The sequence below is a fragment of the Vibrio sp. 1457 genome (assembly GCF_033340195.1).
Lineage (GTDB): Bacteria > Pseudomonadota > Gammaproteobacteria > Enterobacterales > Vibrionaceae > Vibrio > Vibrio alginolyticus.
In genome coordinates this window covers 39,662-58,454 of record NZ_JAWOWA010000004.1, presented here as the reverse complement: position 1 = coordinate 58,454, position 18,793 = coordinate 39,662, and the positions used below count along the sequence as shown (strand labels likewise).

Annotated in this window: 19 protein-coding genes; 18 read left to right on the top strand and 1 reads right to left on the bottom strand. The window is 44.8% G+C overall.

The genetic code is table 11. From position 1 onward, the window contains the following. The first annotated feature begins 1 nt into the window (after position 1). The 14 genes from nrfC to R7Z41_RS05480 all read left to right on the top strand — a co-directional run bounded on the left by nrfC (position 2) and on the right by R7Z41_RS05480 (position 13,891). Complete coding sequence (gene nrfC, locus R7Z41_RS05545; protein WP_017636123.1) at positions 2-688, top strand: cytochrome c nitrite reductase Fe-S protein; 687 nt, start codon at positions 2-4, stop codon at positions 686-688. Further along, a complete protein-coding gene (gene nrfD, locus R7Z41_RS05540; RefSeq protein ID WP_225477567.1) occupies positions 685-1,656 on the top strand; it encodes a cytochrome c nitrite reductase subunit NrfD in 972 nt (323 codons plus the stop codon). The genes nrfC and nrfD overlap by 4 nt, the downstream gene beginning before the upstream one ends. A 9-nt stretch (positions 1,657-1,665) precedes the next feature. After that, positions 1,666-3,573, top strand: a complete 1,908-nt coding sequence (locus R7Z41_RS05535; RefSeq protein WP_225477569.1) for a heme lyase CcmF/NrfE family subunit — start codon at positions 1,666-1,668, stop codon at positions 3,571-3,573. Next, the gene (locus tag R7Z41_RS05530; RefSeq protein ID WP_017636120.1) at positions 3,551-4,084 is read left to right on the top strand and encodes a DsbE family thiol:disulfide interchange protein; all 534 of its coding nucleotides are present in this window, start codon (positions 3,551-3,553) and stop codon (positions 4,082-4,084) included. Before R7Z41_RS05535 ends, R7Z41_RS05530 begins: the two co-directional genes overlap by 23 nt. Next, positions 4,071-4,481 (top strand): heme lyase NrfEFG subunit NrfF, encoded by a 411-nt coding sequence (gene nrfF / locus R7Z41_RS05525; RefSeq protein ID WP_053306573.1) that lies wholly within the window; start codon positions 4,071-4,073, stop codon positions 4,479-4,481. Before R7Z41_RS05530 ends, nrfF begins: the two co-directional genes overlap by 14 nt. 146 nt (positions 4,482-4,627) lie before the next feature. Further along, positions 4,628-4,804: a hypothetical protein gene (locus tag R7Z41_RS05520; RefSeq protein WP_020480909.1), complete on the top strand. Its 177-nt coding sequence runs from the start codon at positions 4,628-4,630 to the stop codon at positions 4,802-4,804. Positions 4,805-5,075: 271 nt separating this feature from the next. Next, entirely contained in the window at positions 5,076-5,672 is a 597-nt protein-coding gene (locus R7Z41_RS05515; protein WP_025767283.1) for a GTP cyclohydrolase II, read from the top strand. Between the two features lie 174 nt (positions 5,673-5,846). Continuing rightward, complete coding sequence (locus R7Z41_RS05510) at positions 5,847-7,109, top strand: imelysin family protein (RefSeq protein WP_206970698.1); 1,263 nt, start codon at positions 5,847-5,849, stop codon at positions 7,107-7,109. A gap of 92 nt (positions 7,110-7,201) precedes the next feature. Then, complete coding sequence (locus R7Z41_RS05505; RefSeq protein WP_206970697.1) at positions 7,202-8,584, top strand: di-heme oxidoredictase family protein; 1,383 nt, start codon at positions 7,202-7,204, stop codon at positions 8,582-8,584. 10 nt (positions 8,585-8,594) lie between these two features. Beyond that, entirely contained in the window at positions 8,595-9,632 is a 1,038-nt protein-coding gene (locus tag R7Z41_RS05500; protein WP_017636116.1) for an imelysin family protein, read from the top strand. Next, a complete protein-coding gene (locus R7Z41_RS05495; protein ID WP_025998733.1) occupies positions 9,613-10,695 on the top strand; it encodes a DUF1513 domain-containing protein in 1,083 nt (360 codons plus the stop codon). Before R7Z41_RS05500 ends, R7Z41_RS05495 begins: the two co-directional genes overlap by 20 nt. Before the next feature lie 153 nt (positions 10,696-10,848). Next, positions 10,849-12,390, top strand: a complete 1,542-nt coding sequence (locus tag R7Z41_RS05490; RefSeq protein WP_005376852.1) for a murein L,D-transpeptidase — start codon at positions 10,849-10,851, stop codon at positions 12,388-12,390. A 166-nt stretch (positions 12,391-12,556) separates the two neighbouring features. Beyond that, a complete protein-coding gene (locus R7Z41_RS05485) occupies positions 12,557-13,105 on the top strand; it encodes a DUF882 domain-containing protein (RefSeq protein WP_225477571.1) in 549 nt (182 codons plus the stop codon). A 129-nt stretch (positions 13,106-13,234) separates the two neighbouring features. Beyond that, complete coding sequence (locus R7Z41_RS05480; protein ID WP_005376855.1) at positions 13,235-13,891, top strand: MBL fold metallo-hydrolase; 657 nt, start codon at positions 13,235-13,237, stop codon at positions 13,889-13,891. 18 nt (positions 13,892-13,909) lie between these two features. Here the strand turns inward: R7Z41_RS05480 and R7Z41_RS05475 are convergent, their stop codons facing one another. Then, positions 13,910-14,575 carry a DUF2982 domain-containing protein gene (locus R7Z41_RS05475; RefSeq protein WP_005376857.1) on the bottom strand — a complete coding sequence of 222 codons (666 nt, stop codon included), beginning with the start codon at positions 14,573-14,575 and terminating at the stop codon, positions 13,910-13,912. A 273-nt stretch (positions 14,576-14,848) separates the two neighbouring features. Here R7Z41_RS05475 and R7Z41_RS05470 point away from each other — a divergent pair, with 273 nt between their 5' ends. From R7Z41_RS05470 to R7Z41_RS05455, 4 genes are all read left to right on the top strand, one after another. Continuing rightward, a complete protein-coding gene (locus R7Z41_RS05470) occupies positions 14,849-15,253 on the top strand; it encodes a hypothetical protein (RefSeq protein WP_005376863.1) in 405 nt (134 codons plus the stop codon). A gap of 414 nt (positions 15,254-15,667) precedes the next feature. Further along, entirely contained in the window at positions 15,668-16,759 is a 1,092-nt protein-coding gene (locus tag R7Z41_RS05465; RefSeq protein ID WP_054577022.1) for a TRAP transporter substrate-binding protein, read from the top strand. A gap of 115 nt (positions 16,760-16,874) precedes the next feature. Further along, entirely contained in the window at positions 16,875-17,414 is a 540-nt protein-coding gene (locus R7Z41_RS05460) for a TRAP transporter small permease subunit (protein ID WP_005376869.1), read from the top strand. 12 nt (positions 17,415-17,426) lie between these two features. Then, positions 17,427-18,713: a TRAP transporter large permease subunit gene (locus R7Z41_RS05455; RefSeq protein WP_005376871.1), complete on the top strand. Its 1,287-nt coding sequence runs from the start codon at positions 17,427-17,429 to the stop codon at positions 18,711-18,713. Positions 18,714-18,793 lie beyond the last annotated feature (80 nt).

The window sequence follows — 18,793 nt, the reverse complement described above, 5'->3', positions numbered from 1 at the left end:
CATGAAATGTTCGAGAAGAAACTTTTTAGCCGGCAGCGGCGCGTTGATTTTAACTACAGGCGTTGCAGGCACTTCCGTTGTTAGCTCCTCTCTCTATGCCAGCAACAGTGAACAAGCGAAACGCATGGGTATGGTTCATGATGAAAATGCCTGTATTGGCTGTACCGCTTGTACCGATGCTTGTCGCGAAGTAAATAAAGTCCCTGAAGGCGTAACGCGACTTAAAATTCATCGCAGTGAACCGATTGGCGAATTTCCAGATGTGGAATACCAGTTTACTCGCGAATCCTGTCAGCACTGTGATAACCCACCATGTGTGTACGTTTGTCCAACAGGCGCTGCATACAAAGATGAAGCGACCGGCATCGTGGATGTGCACAAAGAGAAATGTGTCGGATGTGGTTATTGCCTTGCCGCTTGCCCTTACCAAGTGCGCTTCTTTAATCCAGTCGATCACTCTGCGGATAAATGTAACTTCTGCCGTGATACCAACCTAGCGCAAGGTAAACAGCCAGCTTGCGTGGAATCTTGCCCAACAAAAGCACTCATCTTTGGTGATTTGAATGACCCAACTAGCGAGGTGAGCAAAGCTATCGAAAGCCATGTTGTCTATCGCGATAAATCGCATTTAGGTACGCAACCTAAACTGTACAAAATTCCGCATAGCAAAGGGGAGGTGTCATCATGAACGGCTTCGAAAGTGCATTCCACTTTGACTCGTTAGTCTGGGATTGGATCATCGCGATTTACTTATTCCTTGCTGGGATGTCAGCAGGTTCAGTGATGATTTCTATCTATTTAAAACGCAAAGTGATTGAAGGTGATCCCGCAAACAACGGCATCATGAAAGCTATGGCTTGGCTTGCGCCATTTGGCATCATTGCTGGGTTGGCAATTTTGATTTTCCATTTAACCAAGCCTTTAGAGTTTTGGAAGATCATGATCTACTACAACCCAACGTCTGTGATGTCGATGGGCGTGATCTTGTTCCAAGTGTACATGCTAGTGCTGTTTGTTTGGATCGGCGTTATCTTCCGCCATCAAATCATCAGCTTTTGTGAGGGTAAGTTACCGAGCAAACTGTTGGATTTTGCCGATGGCATTTTGATTAAGGCGGGGAAAGCCAACAACGCAATTGAATTGTTCTTGGGCTTCTTAGCCATCGTGCTTGCAGCGTACACTGGCTTTCTATTGTCTGCATTGAAGACTTACCCAATGCTAAACAATCCAGTACTGCCAATCTTGTTCCTGTTCTCTAGTTTGTCCTCGGGTGCAGCGGCATGCTTGATGTTCGGCATCTTGGTGTTTAAAGAGTCGACCAGCAGCCCAAGTGTGTCTTGGGTGCACGGATTTGAACGCCCTGTAGTGTTGTTTGAGTTGTTTGTCTTAGTGACATTCTTTACTGGACTGATCTTCAGCGGTGGTCAGAACGAAGTCGCGGCTTGGAATGCTATTTCGAGTGGATTCTGGGCTCAATGGTTCTGGGGTGGGGTAGTGTTCATCGGCATGATTACGCCTTTGACTCTCAATTGGTTAACGCCTTCAGAAGTGCGCCACAAAGGCAGTTACGTTTTTGTGGTCACGACGTTGAGCTTGGTTGGCGTACTTATGCTACGTACTTTCATTCTCTATGCCGGTCAAATGACCATAGTGTAAGGGGGAAAAATGGAGGCTGAGCTAGGGTTCTTCTTACTGATATTGGTGGCTGTAACATCGACTTGTGCATCGTTGCTGCATTGGCTACGTCGTGCTATGGGTAAGAAGGCGACATTGCCGCATCAAGTCGCGATGTCCCACATCATTAGCTTAGCTTCCATCATTTGTTTAGCACTTCTGATCGTCTGCTTCGTGCAAGACAACTTCGCGTTGGAATATGTTGTTACGCATTCCAACAGTCAACTTCCCGTGGCGTTCAAAATTGCTGCCGCTTGGGGTGGGCACCAAGGCTCCATGTTGTTTTGGGTCGTCACCTTGAGTTTATGGGCGTCGTTTATTGCATTTAAGTCACCGCTCAACGCCCAATATACTTGTGACTGTTTAGGAATCATGAACGTTCTTATTGCGACATTTGCTTGGTTCACGTTAATGACCTCTAACCCGTTCGAGTATGCCCAAGTATTGGCGTCGGAAGGACGAGATCTAAACCCAATGTTGCAAGATGTTGGGCTTATCATTCATCCACCATTGCTTTATCTCGGTTATGTCGGTTACGCAGCAATATTAGCTTTTGCATTAGCAGTGCTATTGGGTAAACAACCGATGAGCGATTGGTATGTGGTTGCTCGAAGCGCAGCGTTTTTTGCATGGGGAACGCTCACGTTGGGTATCTTGGTGGGATCATGGTGGGCGTACAATGAGCTAGGGTGGGGCGGCTGGTGGTTTTGGGACCCTGTGGAGAACGCTTCTCTACTCCCTTGGCTTACTGGTACTGCTTTGTTGCACAGCGGTGTTGTCGCAACACGTAACAGAAGCGCAATTTGGAGCACCTATGCACTGGCGTTTGCTACGTTCAGCCTAAGCATTTTAGGGACATTCGTGGTGCGCTCTGGCGTGCTGACTTCAGTGCACGCTTTTGCGGTGGACCCAACTAAAGGTTTGGTGCTGATTGGTGTATTGAGCTTGCTTGTCATTATCACTTTTGGCGTACTGATTTTGCGAGGAGAACAACTCCCTCGTTTCAAACTTCAATCTCTAGCGAGCCGAGCTTACACTGCTTATATCGCCAAAGGGCTGCTGGTTATTGCGACTGCCATCGTTTTTCTTGGCACTTTTTATCCGATGGTTTATCAACTGCTCGGCTTAGGGAACATTTCGGTTGGCGCACCTTACTTTAATAGTCTGATCTTCCCATTAAGCATACTGGCTCTGATTGCCTTAGCTTTGATGCCGGTGCTGAAATGGACAAAAGGCACAGTTCCGAGTGTAAGCGCTGATATTGCGATCAGTATTGCGTTATCTCTTGTCGCTGGGAGCGGGTTTATCTTCTTAGTGCACGCACTGCATTTCGAAGTATTGCTAACCATAACATTGGCTACTTGGGTGATTGTGGCGCATCTCGTTATGCTGTGTCGCTGTTCCAATAAACGTAAACTCATGCCAATCGTGAAGGCACATATCGGTTTTGCACTGGCGGTGAGTGGGGCTGTATTCAATAGTCACTACTCTTATGAATACAATTTACGTGTCGAACCCGGCAGTTCTCAACAAAGGGCAGGGATCACTATCGATTATCATGGTATCGAATGGCTGGTGGGGCCGAACTATACCGCGGAACAAGGACAGATCACCTTGCACTTGGAAGATGGCCGCATGCTCAATTTCAACCCGCAAAAGCGTCATTACCCTGTGCGAGTGATGAATATGACCGAGCCCGCGATTCGTTCACTATGGCATGGCGATTATTACGTGACATTGGCTGATAAAGTCGACACTCATGCTTATGCGATTAAAGTTCAGTACCGCGCAGGTATTTGGTGGATATGGTCTGGTGGGTTATTAGCTGTGTTTGGTGCGCTATTAACCGGCCTAAAGAAAAGGAGAGAGGCTATCAATGCGATCGAGAAATGCGCTTAAACTCGCAGGTCTCGTTGTGGCTGTTGCCGTGTTTGCAGTAGTAACTGCGGTGGCTTTGTCTGAGCGACCGCATGTTGAATTGTCCCCACAACGAAATTTAGAGACACCTAATTTTCGCTCAACTTCTCTGATCTCTGATGGCATGGTTTCTGAGCAGTTGTTCAAAAGCGACGGATATAAATTATTGAATGTTTGGGCATCTTGGTGCGGGGTATGCAAACGAGAGCACGAAGAGTTATTGCAGTTAGCAGAACTTGGTGTGCCTATTATTGGGCTGAATTATAGAGATCAAAAACAAGCCGCTCGTGAATATTTGAGCTCTAAACGAAATCCATATATTGAAGTAATTAGTGACCCTAATGGAAAGCTCGCTGTGGAGCTAGGTGTTATCGGAACGCCGGAAACTTACTTGATTGATCCAAATGGTCGTATATTGATCAAATATCGTGGAGAGCTAACGGCAGATAAATGGAACGATATATTTTCAGGATACTTGAATGTTTCGATTTAATAATCTTCTCCTCACTTTAATCCTATTTATACTATTTTCTCCTTTCACGAGAAGTGCGGATATAGAACAGAATGTTGATCTGTTTGAATTTCATTCCGTTGAAGTGCAACAGCGTGCAACCTCGTTAGCCAAGGCATTACGCTGCCCGCAGTGTCAAAACCAAAACCTTGTCGAGTCTAATGCACAAGCGGCTAAAGACCTGAGGTTGAAAGTGTATACGATGGCCAATGAAGGCAGCTCAGATCAAGAAATAAAGGACTATCTAGTTGCTCGTTATGGGAATATTGTTCTGTACCAACCACCATTAAATTATTCCACGGCGCTGTTGTGGATCTTTCCTGTGCTATTTTTGATCTTTTTTGTCTTATATTCGATCCGAATGGTGAAGCGTAATTAATGTGACCGTTATTCCACTATTAAAAATAAATTGTGCACTTAACAAGCAGAATGTTATCATTTTTCCGAATTTATGAAGTTTCCAGTATAAAGAAAATAAAAATTTTGAGCTGGATAAGTAATAAAAGAACGAAACAGGTGCACGCAGTGGATTCAGTTATATTACAACTTAAAAAAGACTTCTATTCGCAGATTCGTGCATTGCAATCACCGAACCTGCCTCAAGTTACTTCAACGCTCGCCGTGTTGACCGACGAGGAAATCCAAGAACTCGAAGCAGTTTGGATTGAACTCGCCGTTTGGAAGCGCAGTCAGACCCATTAAAAGATAGACCAAACGACCTTCTTGAAACCCCAGACAAAATTTGTCTGGGGTTTTTTATTGTAGTTTTTTTAAATTGTTATAATATAACAATTGTTCAGTTGGAGAGTGTTTCTCTTTTGCTGTCTTGAGTGGATAACTGCCCTCAATTGTGATCTCTATATTGCAAAATGCGGTATCAGTCCCCATAGTTGAAGAGCAACGAGTAAATCCCATGAATGCAATAACGAAAACGCATCAAGCGCATCAAGCAATAAATCGAGTGAGTATAGATATGGCGGAAGTACGTGCCAGAGTAGATTTTAAAGTCGGGGCAAAAAGTAACATTGATGCCGAAATTCTGTCTTTCCATGGTCTGAAGACAGACAAAGAGCATGTTGCTATTATCTTTAAACAAGCGGACCAAACTCAGGACATGCCTTTAGTTCGTATGCACTCTGAGTGTTTGACAGGCGATGTGTTTCACTCTTCACGCTGTGACTGTGGTGAGCAACTAGAAGAGACGATCAATCGCATGGGCGAGTCCGGTGGTATCATCTTGTATCTCCGTCAGGAAGGTCGTGGTATTGGTTTGTACAATAAGATCGATGCATACCGCTTACAAAGCCAGGGCATGAACACGTACGAAGCTAACAACCATTTGGGCTTTGATGATGACCTGCGTGATTTCACAGAAGCAGCACAAATGCTAGAAGCTTTAGGCGTGAATAAGATCCGCCTCGTGACGAACAACCCTAAGAAAATTCGTGAGTTATCTGAGTACGGAATTGAAATTGGCGAGGTTGTCAATACCTCTGCACATATCAAAGATGGCAACGAAAATTATCTGAAGGCAAAAGTCTCTCACGGAAAACATGACCTAAAGGTTTAATCCTAAAGATAAAACTGACAATAAAGTCTGTGAAAAACCTCATTTTTATGAGGTTTTTTTGTATCTGGAGTTGCAAATAAATTGTAAATTTGTATTATCTCGAGACTAAAGTGCAAATAAGAATAATTAGCACTACCAATACGATAATTGAAAAGCTCAACAAGGATGCTTCAGATGAATGCAAAAAAAGTTTTAGTCCAATCTATTGCTGCATCACTCCTCATTGCCAGTGGTTCTACCGTTGCTGCCACTGTAACTAAACAACAAGTAGTCGAACATTACGCGGACGTTGCCCATGCTGTGTTTGCTGATTCAGTAACAACAGCGAAGGCGCTTGACGTAAAAATCGACGAATTTCTAAAATCACCATCAGCGAAAAAGCTTGAAGAAGTAAAACAAGCTTGGCTAGATTCTCGCGTGCCTTACCAACAGTCTGAAGTTTTCCGTTTTGGTAACGCGATTGTTGACGATTGGGAAGGTCAGCTGAACGCATGGCCACTTGATGAAGGTCTGATTGACTACGTAGCAGCTGATTACCAATACGAATTGGGTAACGAGGGCGCGGCTGCCAACATCATCGCAAACACAAGTCTGCAGATTGGCGCTTCTAAACTGGACGTTTCAAAAATTACGCCAGAATTACTAGCAGATTTAAACGAAGTAGGCGGTTCTGAGGCAAACGTTGCATCAGGTTACCACGCGATTGAATTCTTGCTTTGGGGTCAAGACCTAAACGGCACTAACGCGGGTGCAGGTCAACGTGCTTACACTGATTTCGTTGTCGGTTCTGAGTGTACGAATGGTCATTGTGACCGTCGTGGTGAGTACCTAAAAGCAGCCGCTGATCTACTGGTTCAAGACCTTGAGTGGATGGAAAAGCAGTGGTCTGCTGAAGTGAAAGGTAACTACCGTGAAGAGCTACTAAACGAATCTGCTGATAATGGTCTTCGTAAGATGCTATTCGGCATGGGTTCTCTTTCTCTAGGTGAGCTAGCGGGTGAGCGCATGAAGGTGGCACTAGAAGCGAACTCAACTGAAGACGAGCACGATTGTTTCTCAGACAACACGCATAATTCTCACTACTACAATGAGCAAGGCATCTACAACGTTTACACAGGTACATACAAAGGTGTAAACGGCAAAGAGTTATCTGGTCCAAGTATTGCTGATCTTGTTGCTCAAAAAGATAAGAAAGCGGCGACCGACATTCAAAAGCAGTTTGATACAACACTTAGCCAAGTTGGTGAGCTAGTGACTTCTGCAGAGAAGAACAACCAGCACTTTGACCAACTTATTGCAGCGGGTAACGCACAGGGCAACGCGCTAGTAAACGACACCATCATGTCGTTGGTAGCACAAACCGGTGCGATTGAGCGCGCGGCAAGCATTGTCGGCATCGATAGCCTAAGCCCTGATACTGCTGACCACGAGTTTTAATAAGAAAACCATAATAAATAAGGGCTCTTTGTGAGCCCTTTTGCCGTTTGAGCTCGTTGTTATCACCCTTGTTGTCTATGTAGAGCAATGATATGAAGCCATACCTAATTTCTGCGCTAGCCGCGATCCTTTCTTCTTCTGCCATGGCTTACGATGTTAAGTCCGGTGGCAAAACCAGTGTTAAAAAAGACGGCGCGAATGCCTATTCTCTTCCTGCTGCTAACTTGCCAATGAGCAAACGCCTCGACTTTAGCGTAGGTAACAGCTTTTTCCGTAACCCTTGGGTACAAGCGCCAGCGTCAACGGACGCTCGTGATGGCTTAGGCCCGCTTTTTAACACCAATGGTTGTCAGAATTGTCACATCAAAGACGGTCGTGGTCATCCGCCAGAGAAAGATGATTTACATGCCGTGTCTATGTTAGTGCGCTTAAGCATTCCTGCGATGACGCCAGAACAAAAGAAAGCTTACATCAAAGATGGCGGCATACCTGAGCCGACTTATGGTGGCCAGCTTCAAGATTTCGCTCTGCAAGATCAAACGCCAGAAGGCAAAATCGAAATCACTTACACCGATGTCCCAGTGAAATTTAAAGACGGTACGACGGTGACGCTAAGAAAACCTCATTTGAACATTACCGATCTGGGTTACGGCGATATGCACCCAGATACCGAGTTCTCAGCACGCGTGGCACCACCAATGATCGGCCTTGGTTTGTTGGAGAGTATTCCCGACGAAACGCTACTTGCTTGGGCTGATGAACAAGATGCCGACAAAGACGGTATCTCAGGCAAAGTCAATAAGGTGTGGGATATTGAAAAGGACGACTTCTCGATTGGTCGTTTTGGCTGGAAAGCAGGACAACCGACGCTAATGCAGCAAAATGCAGCAGCATTTAATGGTGATGTGGGTCTTACGAGCCATTTATTCCCAAATGAAAACTGTACCTCGAAACAAAGCATTTGTGACGACATGCCAAATGGCGGCAAACCTGAAGTGAGTGAAAATATTCTCGACTTCGTAGAGTTTTACAGCCAACACTTAGCCGTACCTATTCGCCGTAACATCAATGAGCCTAGCGTGAAACTTGGTCAGCAAATCTTTGCTGCGTCTGGTTGTGAAAGCTGCCATAAAACCAGTGTTAAAACGGCGAAGCGACCAGAGTTACCAGCGCTTTCTGAGCAGCTTATCCACCCATACACCGACATGCTTTTGCATGACATGGGTGAAGGCTTAGCCGATAACCGTCCGGAATATCAAGCAAACGGCCGCGAGTGGCGAACAGCACCGCTATGGGGCATTGGTTATACCGAAGAAGTAAACGGACACACTTACTTTCTACATGATGGCCGCGCTCGTAACCTGATGGAAGCGGTGTTGTGGCACGGCGGCGAAGCTGAAACGGCGAAACAAAACGTCTTAGCACTGAACAAAAAAGAACGTGACGCATTGATTGCGTTTCTGAATTCTCTATAAGGAAGCAACCATGAAAAAAACACTATTAGTGAGTGCGATTGCCGCAACGTTAAGTTTGGTTGGTTGCCAATCGACCATCGGTTCGAGCTCAGCCAAGCCTGAGAGTACAAGTCATATTTCTCAAAGCGTGTACGAGGTCGAGTTTCAATCAGCTCAGACGTTTTTAGCGCAAACCACAGAACTTGAACAGCGCTTCGCGGATTACTGCGCATCAGAGTCGAAAGATGATGCACAAGTAAAACAGCAATGGCATCAAACTATGCTTGCGTGGATGGCATTACAAGGTCAAGAACGTGGCCCTGCTACGGCGCTGGAGCAAAGCTGGAATGTTCAGTTTTGGCCAGATAAAAAGAACACCACTGGTCGTAAAATGTCCGTACTGACAAAATCTGATCAAGCTTGGAGTGTAGAAGATATCTCCACCCAAAGTGTCACCGTACAAGGTTTAGGTGCATTGGAATGGCTGCTTTACGATAAAGCGTCGACCTTATCTAGCAACGGCAATACTTGTGCGACAGGCGTTTCGATTGCTGAAAACCTTGATGACAAAGCGCAGATCATCGCGGATTCTTGGGCAGAGAACCCTTGGAAATCGCTAGAGATGACGGAATGGGAATCTGAGTACATTTCACTGCTCTCGAATCAGCTTGAATACAGCATGAAGAAGTTGAGCCGACCGCTAGCGAAGATTGGTAAGCCTCGCCCGTATTTCTCAGAATCGTGGCGTTCCGAGACCTCGCTTTCAAACTTAAAAGCCAACCTTCAAGGGATGGAAGCGTTGTACTTTGCTAACGGGAATGGTTTAGATGCGCTACTTAGAGGGCAAGGCTATGCAGATCTCGCAGACCGTGTCGTTCATCAGTTTGAAATGGCGTTAGAAACTTGGCCAGAAGATAAGAGCTTGTTTGCTGCACTACAAACAAAAGAAGGCTATCGCATGGTGCTCTCTCAATACAATAAGCTAGAGCAATTGAAGTACCTGATTCACGAAGAAGTGGCGATCGAGCTTGGCGTAGTTATAGGATTTAATGCAACCGATGGTGACTGATCAAACCCGCCGAACCTTGCTGAAAGCCGCTCTATTCGGGGCGGCTATACCTATGATGCCATTTGGTTGTGCTTCAACAAGCTCACGTGAACCTGCGTTGATCGGCTGTTCTATCATTGGTCGAGATAAATTCGCAGCGGTGGTGGCGGATGAGCATGGTATGCCGCTATCTTCATTGCCGATTCCTGAGCGTGGTCACGGTGTAGCAACCAACCAACAAGGCCACGCCGTAGTTTTTGGTCGTCGACCTGGTACTTTCTTCATGGTGTTTGATTATCGCTCAGAGCAGATGATCAAACTGCAACTAGCAACGCCAAATCGTCATTTTTACGGACATGGTGTTTACTCCCATGACGGTACGTTGCTATTTGCCACAGAAGGGGAGAGGGGGACAAGCCGCGGGATCATTGGTGTTTATGATGTGCAGAAGCAATATCAAAAGATTGATGAGTTAACGGGTTTTGGCCTTGGTCCTCATGAAGTGATCATGATGCCTGATGGTGTATTGGCGATTGGCGTCGGTGGCGTACACACTAACGGTCGTGAACCTCTCAATCTTGATAGCATGAAACCCAGCCTGAGTTACCTTTCACAGAAGGGTGAGCTACTGGATCAAGTGTCTTTACCGGATCATAAGTTGAGTATTCGCCATTTAGCTCATGATGGTGCGGAAACCGTGCTTTGTGGTCAGCAATATCGTGGTGAGCCGGACGAGTATCCAGCCTTGATCGCCATGCACACGCGTGGTGGTGAAATGCAAGATCTTCAAGCTGAGCCTGAAGAGTGGGCGCGTTTCAATCACTACGTTGCGAGTATTGCAGCAACCGATGAATGGATCTTAGCCACTTCGCCTCCGGGCAGTTGCTATGGTATATGGTCTAAATCTACGGGCAAATTGGTCGAGCTAAGTGCGTTACCAGATGCCTCCGGTGTTGTGGTCTATGGCGATGAGTTCCGAGTCAGCTCTGGGGCGGGAAAAGTGGTAGAGCAAAGGCCTGAAGAGTCAAAAAGTACCTTCGCAAGCGGAGTGCAATGGGACAACCATTGGTCGAGAATTATCTAGAAAGATCATTGAGTAATTACTTATAGAGAGTTTTGTTGTCGTTTTCGGCATCAGATTCTTAATTTTAAACCTGCAAGCTGTGAGATATTTGCCATACTTTTTATTATGGCAAGTAGCGCAAGGATCATTTCAGTGTTTGCTAGGGTTTTAATCATGACGGCACTTCTGGTGCCGTTTTGCAGCTTTTCCACCGTCGTTTCTCTCGAAGCTTCAGCGCAAGTCGAGCAAGAGGGAGCGGTACAAAAGCTGTCTGTAGAAAAAATGATCCATTATCCAGAGGTTATTGATCAACTGTATCAAAGCACCAATTACCGTTTGAACTGGGAAAATGAAAGTGATATTGAGCAGTTTCTTTTTCAAGTAAACCTGGTTGCACTTGCGGATGTCACCGATGAATTCGAAAATCAACTTCACCGGATAAACCAAGTAAGGTGGCAGGGAGATAATCTCGACTTCGATTTAGTGATGACAGATTCACTCTTGATGTACCTTAGTTATCTTGAGCAACTCCCCGAAGAAGGGATTAATTGGCTATTTACAGACAAAGCCCATGTTACGTTACCCGCTCCTAGCATCGATACTTTATCGGTTCTGAGTAATGAGATTACGGTTGGCAAACTTGGTCAGTTTTTGGCAAGTCTCCGGTCTCCATTACAAACAGATGATGCTTTCTACTCCGCCTATTCTTCGCTATCGGAACATTCTCAGTACCAATATCCTGCCTATCAACAAACTGGGCTAGCACGTGTTGGCGATATATTAGAAAACAGACCCCTATTGATTGAGCGAATGGAGATCGTAGGCGTAGATGTTTCTTACTTGGATTTAGTCACTGAAGAATATGACGAACAATTAGAGCTTGCGATAAAAGAGTTCCAGCGTATTCATGGTTTGAAAGAAGATGGCGTTATCGGCCCGAATACCATTCGATGGATCAACTTTTCTCCTCAAGAGCGATTGCATCTGCTGGCGTTGAATTCTGAGCGTTCAAGAATTTGGTCGAAAGAAAGGGATAATGTTGTCTTTGTTAACGTGCCTGGATACGAAGTCACGTATTGGCATGACGGTCAACCCTTGTTTGAGTCTAAAGTTGTGGTAGGGAGAGCATCAAGAAAAACGCCCATCATGTCGGTAGCACTGGATTCAGTTATTCTCAACCCAACTTGGAACGTGCCTTGGACTATCATGGTTAAAGACATTATTCCTAAAGTAAAACGTAATCCGATGTATTTGATTAACCATAACATTCAAATCATTCGGTCTTGGACTTCGAACGAAATTATTGACCCTACAACCATCAATTGGGCAACGGTGAATCCGAGAACATTTCCTTATCGTATGCGACAGGCGTCGGGCTTACAAAATGCACTGGGATTGTACAAGTTCAATATGCCTAACCCACAAGCTATTTATTTGCATGACACGCCAAGTAAGAACTTGTTTGAACAGGACAGACGCGCATTCAGCTCAGGATGTGTTCGTGTAGAACATGCAGACCAGTTAGCAGAACTTCTGTTCAAAACTCAGGGGTTGGAAGAACGTTTAGCGAAAAAGCGAGAAAGTTCTCGTCGGTCTAACACGTCAGTTCCTTTGGGAGAGCGCATTCAAGTACACATCATTTATCAAACAGCATGGTTGGAAGAGGGAACGCTTTACTACCGTGATGATATCTATAAGTACGATCACCGCAGTTGAAATCTTTAAGGAAAATTTACAAAACGAAGAATTCTCTTTTCGTTCAATAATTAAGCAATAATTACTGCATCTGAAAATCAAGATGGAGCGTTTTATGCATTTGACGTGACAAATGTGTTTGGTTAATGTCCACGACTTGTCTAGTTGTTGAGCACTGTATTTTGAAATGGTAGGTCGTAACTTTTCCCGCCGAGATTTCCTTAAAATGACCGCTGGTGGTGTGGTGTTGGCGTCTGCCCTGCCATCATTTTCTTGGGCTTCACTCCCTGACGAGCCACGTGCGCTGGCGATGAACAATCTTAATACTGGAGAGATCCTCGAAACATGCTATTTCGATGGAAAACGATACATTAATGATGAACTTCAAAGGCTGAATGAGTTTTGTCGAGACCATCGACGAAATGAGGTTCATCCCATGGATAGACGCTTGTTCGATCAAATAAGTCAAATTCAAAAGTTAATTGGTACAGAAGCAGAGGTGATCGTCATTTCAGGTTACCGTTCTCCTGCCACTAACGCCTCGCTGCGCAACGGGTCTTCTCGTGTAGCGAAAAAGAGCATGCACATGGAAGGAAAGGCCATTGATTTCCGTTTAGATGGCGTGAAGCTTTCAACGGTTCGTGATGCTGCATTAAGCCTAAAAGCCGGTGGCGTGGGTTATTATCCAGGTAGTAACTTTGTTCATATCGATACGGGTGCTGTTCGTTCCTGGTAGTGCCAGTTGAGACAAGGTTTCTAGTCTCAGAACGTCGTCGATTACCCACAGTTCAAAGCTTGAAGTCGCTAGGCCTTAGTGTCATAGTTGCGGCAGTTTTCACGCAAATTTATTCGGTATAGGTTATCTATGGCTCTGAAATACCAAGTTGTTCCAGTAACATCTTTCTCTCAAAACTGTTCTATTGTCTGGTGTGACGAAACCATGAAAGGTATTGTGGTTGACCCAGGCGGCGATGAAAAGCAGCTCGCTATGCTTATCAAAGAGCTGGGTGTTGACGTGGTAAACCTAGTGCTAACACACGGTCACTTGGACCACGTAGGTGGCACGGAGCCGCTGTCTGCACTGCTTGGCGGTACAGAGATTGTTGGTCCTCACAAGGCAGATAACTTCTGGTTGCAAGGTTTGGAAGGTCAGAGCCAAATGTTTGGTTTCCCACTGACAGAAGCGTTTGAACCGCACCAATGGCTAAATGAGGGTGACACTGTCACTTTTGGTAATCAAGTGCTGAACGTATTCCACACACCTGGTCATACACCTGGTCACGTTGTGCTTTACAGTGAAGAAGCGCGTTTAGCGTTTGTGGGTGACGTTTTGTTTAACGGTAGCATTGGTCGAACTGACTTCCCACAAGGCGATTTCAATACGTTGATTAGCTCTATCAAAGAGAAATTGTGGCCTTTAGGCAATGATGTCACGTTTGTCCCTGGTCACGGCCCTCAATCGACTTTCGGTCATGAGCGTAAAACTAACCCGTTCGTTGCTGACGAGATGCCGCTTTACTAAAAGTGCGTGTACTAAGCATTATTCTGGCTCGGCGGCAGCTAAGTATCGCCGAGTCAGTCCCACAAAATCCTCAGCCTCACGATCTAGATCACTTGCTGATATAAATAGATCGTAGCCATAAAAGCCTCTCTGATACTTCATCCGGTTGGCGAGCATCGCTAACAAACCTTTGTACTCAATCCCATCTCTGTTTATATACGGTTTAGGGTCAAGCACCATATCCTCAAACTTATCTTCACACTGATTTTGTTTCGCGCCTAAGTAAAGCAGTGCTCGCTGGCTGAGGAGAATTTCTGTCGCTATACGAGGGCAGATTGAATTTAAGTAGGGTGAGTAGTGTTTTAGACGAATACCGATCCAAGGTAGCGGTTGGTGCCACCCTTCCTGTTGGTAGCTACAAATACCGATTGACTCAATATTTCGCCATCGGACGACCCAACCTCCTTTAAAAAGGTGTTGCTGAAAGTGAGAAGCTGTCAGCGTAAAAGTGACTTGGCTTTTCTTAATCATCAAGATGGCGAAACCAACGATTGCAGACATCAAAATGACCGACAACATGGCTTGCTTCCATCCCGGAGAAATGGCAACCAAAAACAAAGTGATGAGTGCAACGAGCAACAAAAGTATTCTGTTGATAGGGGAGTCGGGTTTGAAATGTGAATTTGTTAGGTGCAGCGTTTCCATGCTTATAACCTCATCGAATACTTGTCCAAAAATAAGTGGGTAGCTTTATGTGCATTGATTTGCATTTAAAATAAAACAAACCTCTGTTTTTATACCCAGTATTCAATAAATCCGTTCATAAAATATCTGATTAAATAGTAGACGTTCTATGCTTTGAGCGCATTTTTCATCGCGTTTCGCCGCTAAAACCTACAAATTGCTTGTGAATTTTGGTATAAAACGCGCTTCAAATTTTCATCCCTGCTGAGATGCAGTGAACTGGAGAAATATTCAATGAGACTTGCTCATAAGCGTAAAGTGCAGATGAAACTGCAAAAACGCATTAAAGCGACAGTAGCAAACTTAGCTGCAGCACCTAAAGCAGTGAAGCCTGTTGCGGAAAAAGCAGTAGCACCTTCTGTTGCTGAAAAAGCTGTTGCGGAGAAAGTAGTAGCTGATAAAAAAGTAGCTGCAGTGAAAACAGTTGATGTTGCCCTTACTCCTAAGCAACAACAAGTATTAGACATCGTTATGGCGAATGCTGAAGGTATTAACCCTAAAGGCATCGGTCTAGCTGCAGGTCAAGAAGATACTAAAGCGGCATCATGGGCTACTGGCGCACTAAAGAAGCTTCTTGAAGAAAACCTAGTTCAAAAAGAGCAGTTAGCAGGTAACAAAGTTATCTACAAAGCAGTTTAATTACCGCTACCGTTCTGGATTGAATACCTCGGCCGATGCCGAGGTATTTTTTTATCTTGGCATTGGAAATAATGCATTAAGTACTGACTTTAACACTGCCAATAAGTGGTTTGTCACATTTTCTTAAATACTATGTAAATTTTTTGGCAGAAAAATACGTACGTATTGTTTTTTATTTTTATTCATAGATAAAAATATAATTTATTGATTTTGCTATTAACAGTCTTTTGTCATGACGATTATCCTACGTACTTATACGTAATACCTTAGGCTAATGCCTTATTGATGAATTACTCGCTTCCGTGTTCATGCCCATTTCGCATTAGACAACATTGTTACATCTTTTATACCGAATACAGCCAATCCTAATGAAATGGATGACAACAATAACCTTGGTGATAAAGGACGTGAACGATGAGTCTAATCCAAAAATCTTTAAAACGAGTGCTCAAAACAACCGCTGTCGCTGCCGCGATGGCACTCGCAGCGACTTCTGTAAACGCTGCTGAAAAAGTCTATCGTTTAAAGCTTGCTGAAACTTGGGGGCCTAATTTCCCAATTTTTGGTGATACCACAAAAAACATGGCCAAAATGGCGGAAGAGATGTCCAACGGACGTTTGCAAATCCGCATTGATTCCGCAAACAAGCATAAAGCGCCTTTTGGGGTGTTTGATATGGTTAAGTCGGGTCAGTATGACATGGGCCACTCAGCGTCTTATTACTGGAAGGGTAAGGTTCCAAACACACTTTACTTCACTTCTATGCCCTTCGGTATGTTGCCAACTGAGCAGTATGCATGGTTTTACTACGGCGGTGGTATGGAGCTGATGGAAAAAGTGTACTCTCCACATAACTTGATGTCTTTCCCTGGCGGTAATACCGATACTCAGATGGGCGGGTGGTTCCAAAAAGAGATCAAGTCCGTCAAGGACTTACAGGGTTTGAAAATGCGTATCCCAGGGTTTGCTGGTGAGATTTTGGCTGAGTTAGGTGCCAAGCCAACGAATATCGCCCCTGGTGAGCTATATACTTCTCTAGAGCGTCGCACAATTGATGCCTTGGAATGGGTTGGTCCATCGCTGGATCTACGTATGGGCTTCCACAAAATCGCGCCTTACTACTACACAGGTTGGCATGAGCCAGCGACTGAGCTTCAGTTCCTCGTTAACAAGCGCACCTGGAACCGTCTACCTGATGATCTAAAAGCGATTTTGCAAGTAGCCATGAAAACGGCCGCTTACGATATGTACACGCAATCGAAACACGAAAGCGGCAAAAACTGGGCATCTATTAAGTCTGAATACCCAAATGTTGAAGTAAAAGATTTCCCACCTGAAGTCGTAGCTGCGTTGCGAGAAGCAAACGATCGTTTGTTGAAAGAACATGCAGAAAAAGATGCTTTGGCGAAAGAGATTCAAGAGTCACAAGCGAACTATATGAATCAAGTTCGACCATGGTCAGATATTTCGCACCGAGCGTACTTAAACAGTCAAGCTCAACAATAACGTTATGAAGCAGGCGATGCCAAGAGGTTTAGCCTGCTATCGAAGCCCAAGAAAACTTCATAATGAATGCTCCGCACTATAGCGGAGCGCATCTAAACGTTCCACGGAGTTCGGAATGAGAAGTCTTATTTATATTGAGCGATTATTTAACCGCTTTAGCGATTTTCTCGGATGGTTATCCAGCATCCTGTTTATTTTGTTGTTAGCAAACGTTGTGTACGACGTTGTCATGCGTTACGTGTTTAATGATGTGTCTATCGCATTCCAAGAAATGGAATGGCATCTATTCTCTGCCGTGTTCTTGCTTGGTGTGCCTTACGCAATTAAGTCCGGTGGCCATGTTCGCGTCGACATTTTTTATGAACGCTTATCTTACAAAGCACAATCCATCATCGACATCATAGGCACACTATTTTTCTTATTCCCTTTTTGCCTACTGGTAGCTTGGTTTGGTATTGATTTCGCCAAGGAAAGTTACGCGTTAGGCGAGACGTCTGGTGACCCAGGTGGCTTACCATATCGTTGGATTATCAAAGCGATGATTCCGCTGTCATTTTTCTTTATGGCGGTGAGTGGTATTGGATTGTTACTTCATTCAATCAACAAAATTGTCAACCCTCATCTCATCTATGCCGGTAATAACGGTAAGTCGTAAAAGGAAGTCATTATGATCGGTATAGTGATGTTTTTTGTTGCGCTCTTTGCGCTTCTATTGGGATTTCCCGTTGCCTTTACTTTTGGTGGTATCGCGCTGATTTTTGGTGTTTGGGCTGAAGGCATCGAGATGTTTGCTTTTATGCCATATCGAATTCAGTCCATTATGGAAAATACGGTGCTAATGGCCGTACCGCTGTTCGTTTTTATGGGGCTAGTGCTACAGAAAACGAAGCTTGCTGAACAGCTACTAGAATCAATGGGGCGTTTGTTCGGTGGCGTTCGCGGTGGTATCGCTATTTCTACCGTGTTAGTTGGCGCATTGCTTGCGGCTTCAACGGGTGTGGTAGGCGCATCAGTTGTTGCGATGGGCTTAATATCTCTTCCTGTGATGCTCAAGTACAATTACGACAAAGGTTTAGCGTGTGGGACTATTTGTGCGTCTGGCACGTTGGGCCAAATTATCCCACCTTCTATCGTGTTGATCTTGTTGGGTGATGTACTTGGCGTACCGGTAGGGGACCTATTTCAAGCTGCGATCTGGCCCGGTATTACACTTGTTGGCGCCTATGTGATCTATATTCTCATCTACGCGAAGTTGAACCCTCAAGCCGCACAGGCGATAGAGCGCGATGAGTCGATCAGTCGTAAACAAGAAGTGCTCACCGCACTGAAAGCTGTATTGCCACCTTTAGCATTGATCATCGTGGTATTGGGCTCCATCTTTGCAGGGATTGCAACACCAACAGAGTCAGCGGCACTGGGCGGTGCAGGTGCGATAATTTTATCACTATTGTATAAACAGTTTAGTTGGTCGATGATTTATGATGCATCAAAAGAGACAGTTAAAGTAACCGCAATGGTCTTTGCGATCTTACTTGGTGCGACCGCCTTTTCAATGGCATTTACCTACACTGGTGGTGATTATTTAGTTGAAGAGTGGATGTTAGAACTGCCGGGTGAAAAGTGGGGATTCCTTATTATTACCATGGTGGTGATTCTGATTTTAGGTTTCTTTATCGACTTCGTTGAAATCTGTTTTATCATCGTGCCAATTATTGCGCCAGTCGCTGAATTGATGGGCATTAATATGACGTGGTTTGCGATTCTTATTGCGATGAACTTACAGACGTCGTTCCTCACACCGCCATTTGGCTTTAGTTTGTTCTATCTAAAAGGTGTCGCTCCAGCAGGGGTTACTACGCGAGATATCTACAAAGGTGTGATGCCATTCATCGCGATTCAGATTGTTGTGTTGGCGTCTTTGCTGTTTTTCCCAGGTTTTTACGGTATGAGTTAATCACTCGATAATAAAGAGATTTTGTGAACTGAGAGTTTTTACCTTTTGAGACAAGTTGTTAAGCTGTTAATTATGTCTAT

Bases quoted from the DNA above. Each gene is read 5' to 3' on its own strand.
- R7Z41_RS05515 (WP_025767283.1), top strand. From the start codon at position 5,076: ATGGCGGAAGTACGTGCCAGAGTAGATTTTAAAGTCGGGGCAAAAAGT.
- R7Z41_RS05530 (WP_017636120.1), top strand. From the start codon at position 3,551: ATGCGATCGAGAAATGCGCTTAAACTCGCAGGTCTCGTTGTGGCTGTT.
- R7Z41_RS05470 (WP_005376863.1), top strand. From the start codon at position 14,849: ATGAGACTTGCTCATAAGCGTAAAGTGCAGATGAAACTGCAAAAACGC.
- nrfD (WP_225477567.1), top strand. From the start codon at position 685: ATGAACGGCTTCGAAAGTGCATTCCACTTTGACTCGTTAGTCTGGGAT.
- nrfC (WP_017636123.1), top strand. From the start codon at position 2: ATGAAATGTTCGAGAAGAAACTTTTTAGCCGGCAGCGGCGCGTTGATT.
- R7Z41_RS05475 (WP_005376857.1), bottom strand. From the start codon at position 14,575: ATGGAAACGCTGCACCTAACAAATTCACATTTCAAACCCGACTCCCCT.
- R7Z41_RS05495 (WP_025998733.1), top strand. From the start codon at position 9,613: ATGCAACCGATGGTGACTGATCAAACCCGCCGAACCTTGCTGAAAGCC.
- R7Z41_RS05510 (WP_206970698.1), top strand. From the start codon at position 5,847: ATGAATGCAAAAAAAGTTTTAGTCCAATCTATTGCTGCATCACTCCTC.
- nrfF (WP_053306573.1), top strand. From the start codon at position 4,071: ATGTTTCGATTTAATAATCTTCTCCTCACTTTAATCCTATTTATACTA.
- R7Z41_RS05460 (WP_005376869.1), top strand. From the start codon at position 16,875: ATGAGAAGTCTTATTTATATTGAGCGATTATTTAACCGCTTTAGCGAT.
- R7Z41_RS05465 (WP_054577022.1), top strand. From the start codon at position 15,668: ATGAGTCTAATCCAAAAATCTTTAAAACGAGTGCTCAAAACAACCGCT.
- R7Z41_RS05500 (WP_017636116.1), top strand. From the start codon at position 8,595: ATGAAAAAAACACTATTAGTGAGTGCGATTGCCGCAACGTTAAGTTTG.
- R7Z41_RS05485 (WP_225477571.1), top strand. From the start codon at position 12,557: ATGGTAGGTCGTAACTTTTCCCGCCGAGATTTCCTTAAAATGACCGCT.
- R7Z41_RS05480 (WP_005376855.1), top strand. From the start codon at position 13,235: ATGGCTCTGAAATACCAAGTTGTTCCAGTAACATCTTTCTCTCAAAAC.
- R7Z41_RS05455 (WP_005376871.1), top strand. From the start codon at position 17,427: ATGATCGGTATAGTGATGTTTTTTGTTGCGCTCTTTGCGCTTCTATTG.
- R7Z41_RS05505 (WP_206970697.1), top strand. From the start codon at position 7,202: ATGAAGCCATACCTAATTTCTGCGCTAGCCGCGATCCTTTCTTCTTCT.
- R7Z41_RS05490 (WP_005376852.1), top strand. From the start codon at position 10,849: ATGACGGCACTTCTGGTGCCGTTTTGCAGCTTTTCCACCGTCGTTTCT.
- R7Z41_RS05535 (WP_225477569.1), top strand. From the start codon at position 1,666: ATGGAGGCTGAGCTAGGGTTCTTCTTACTGATATTGGTGGCTGTAACA.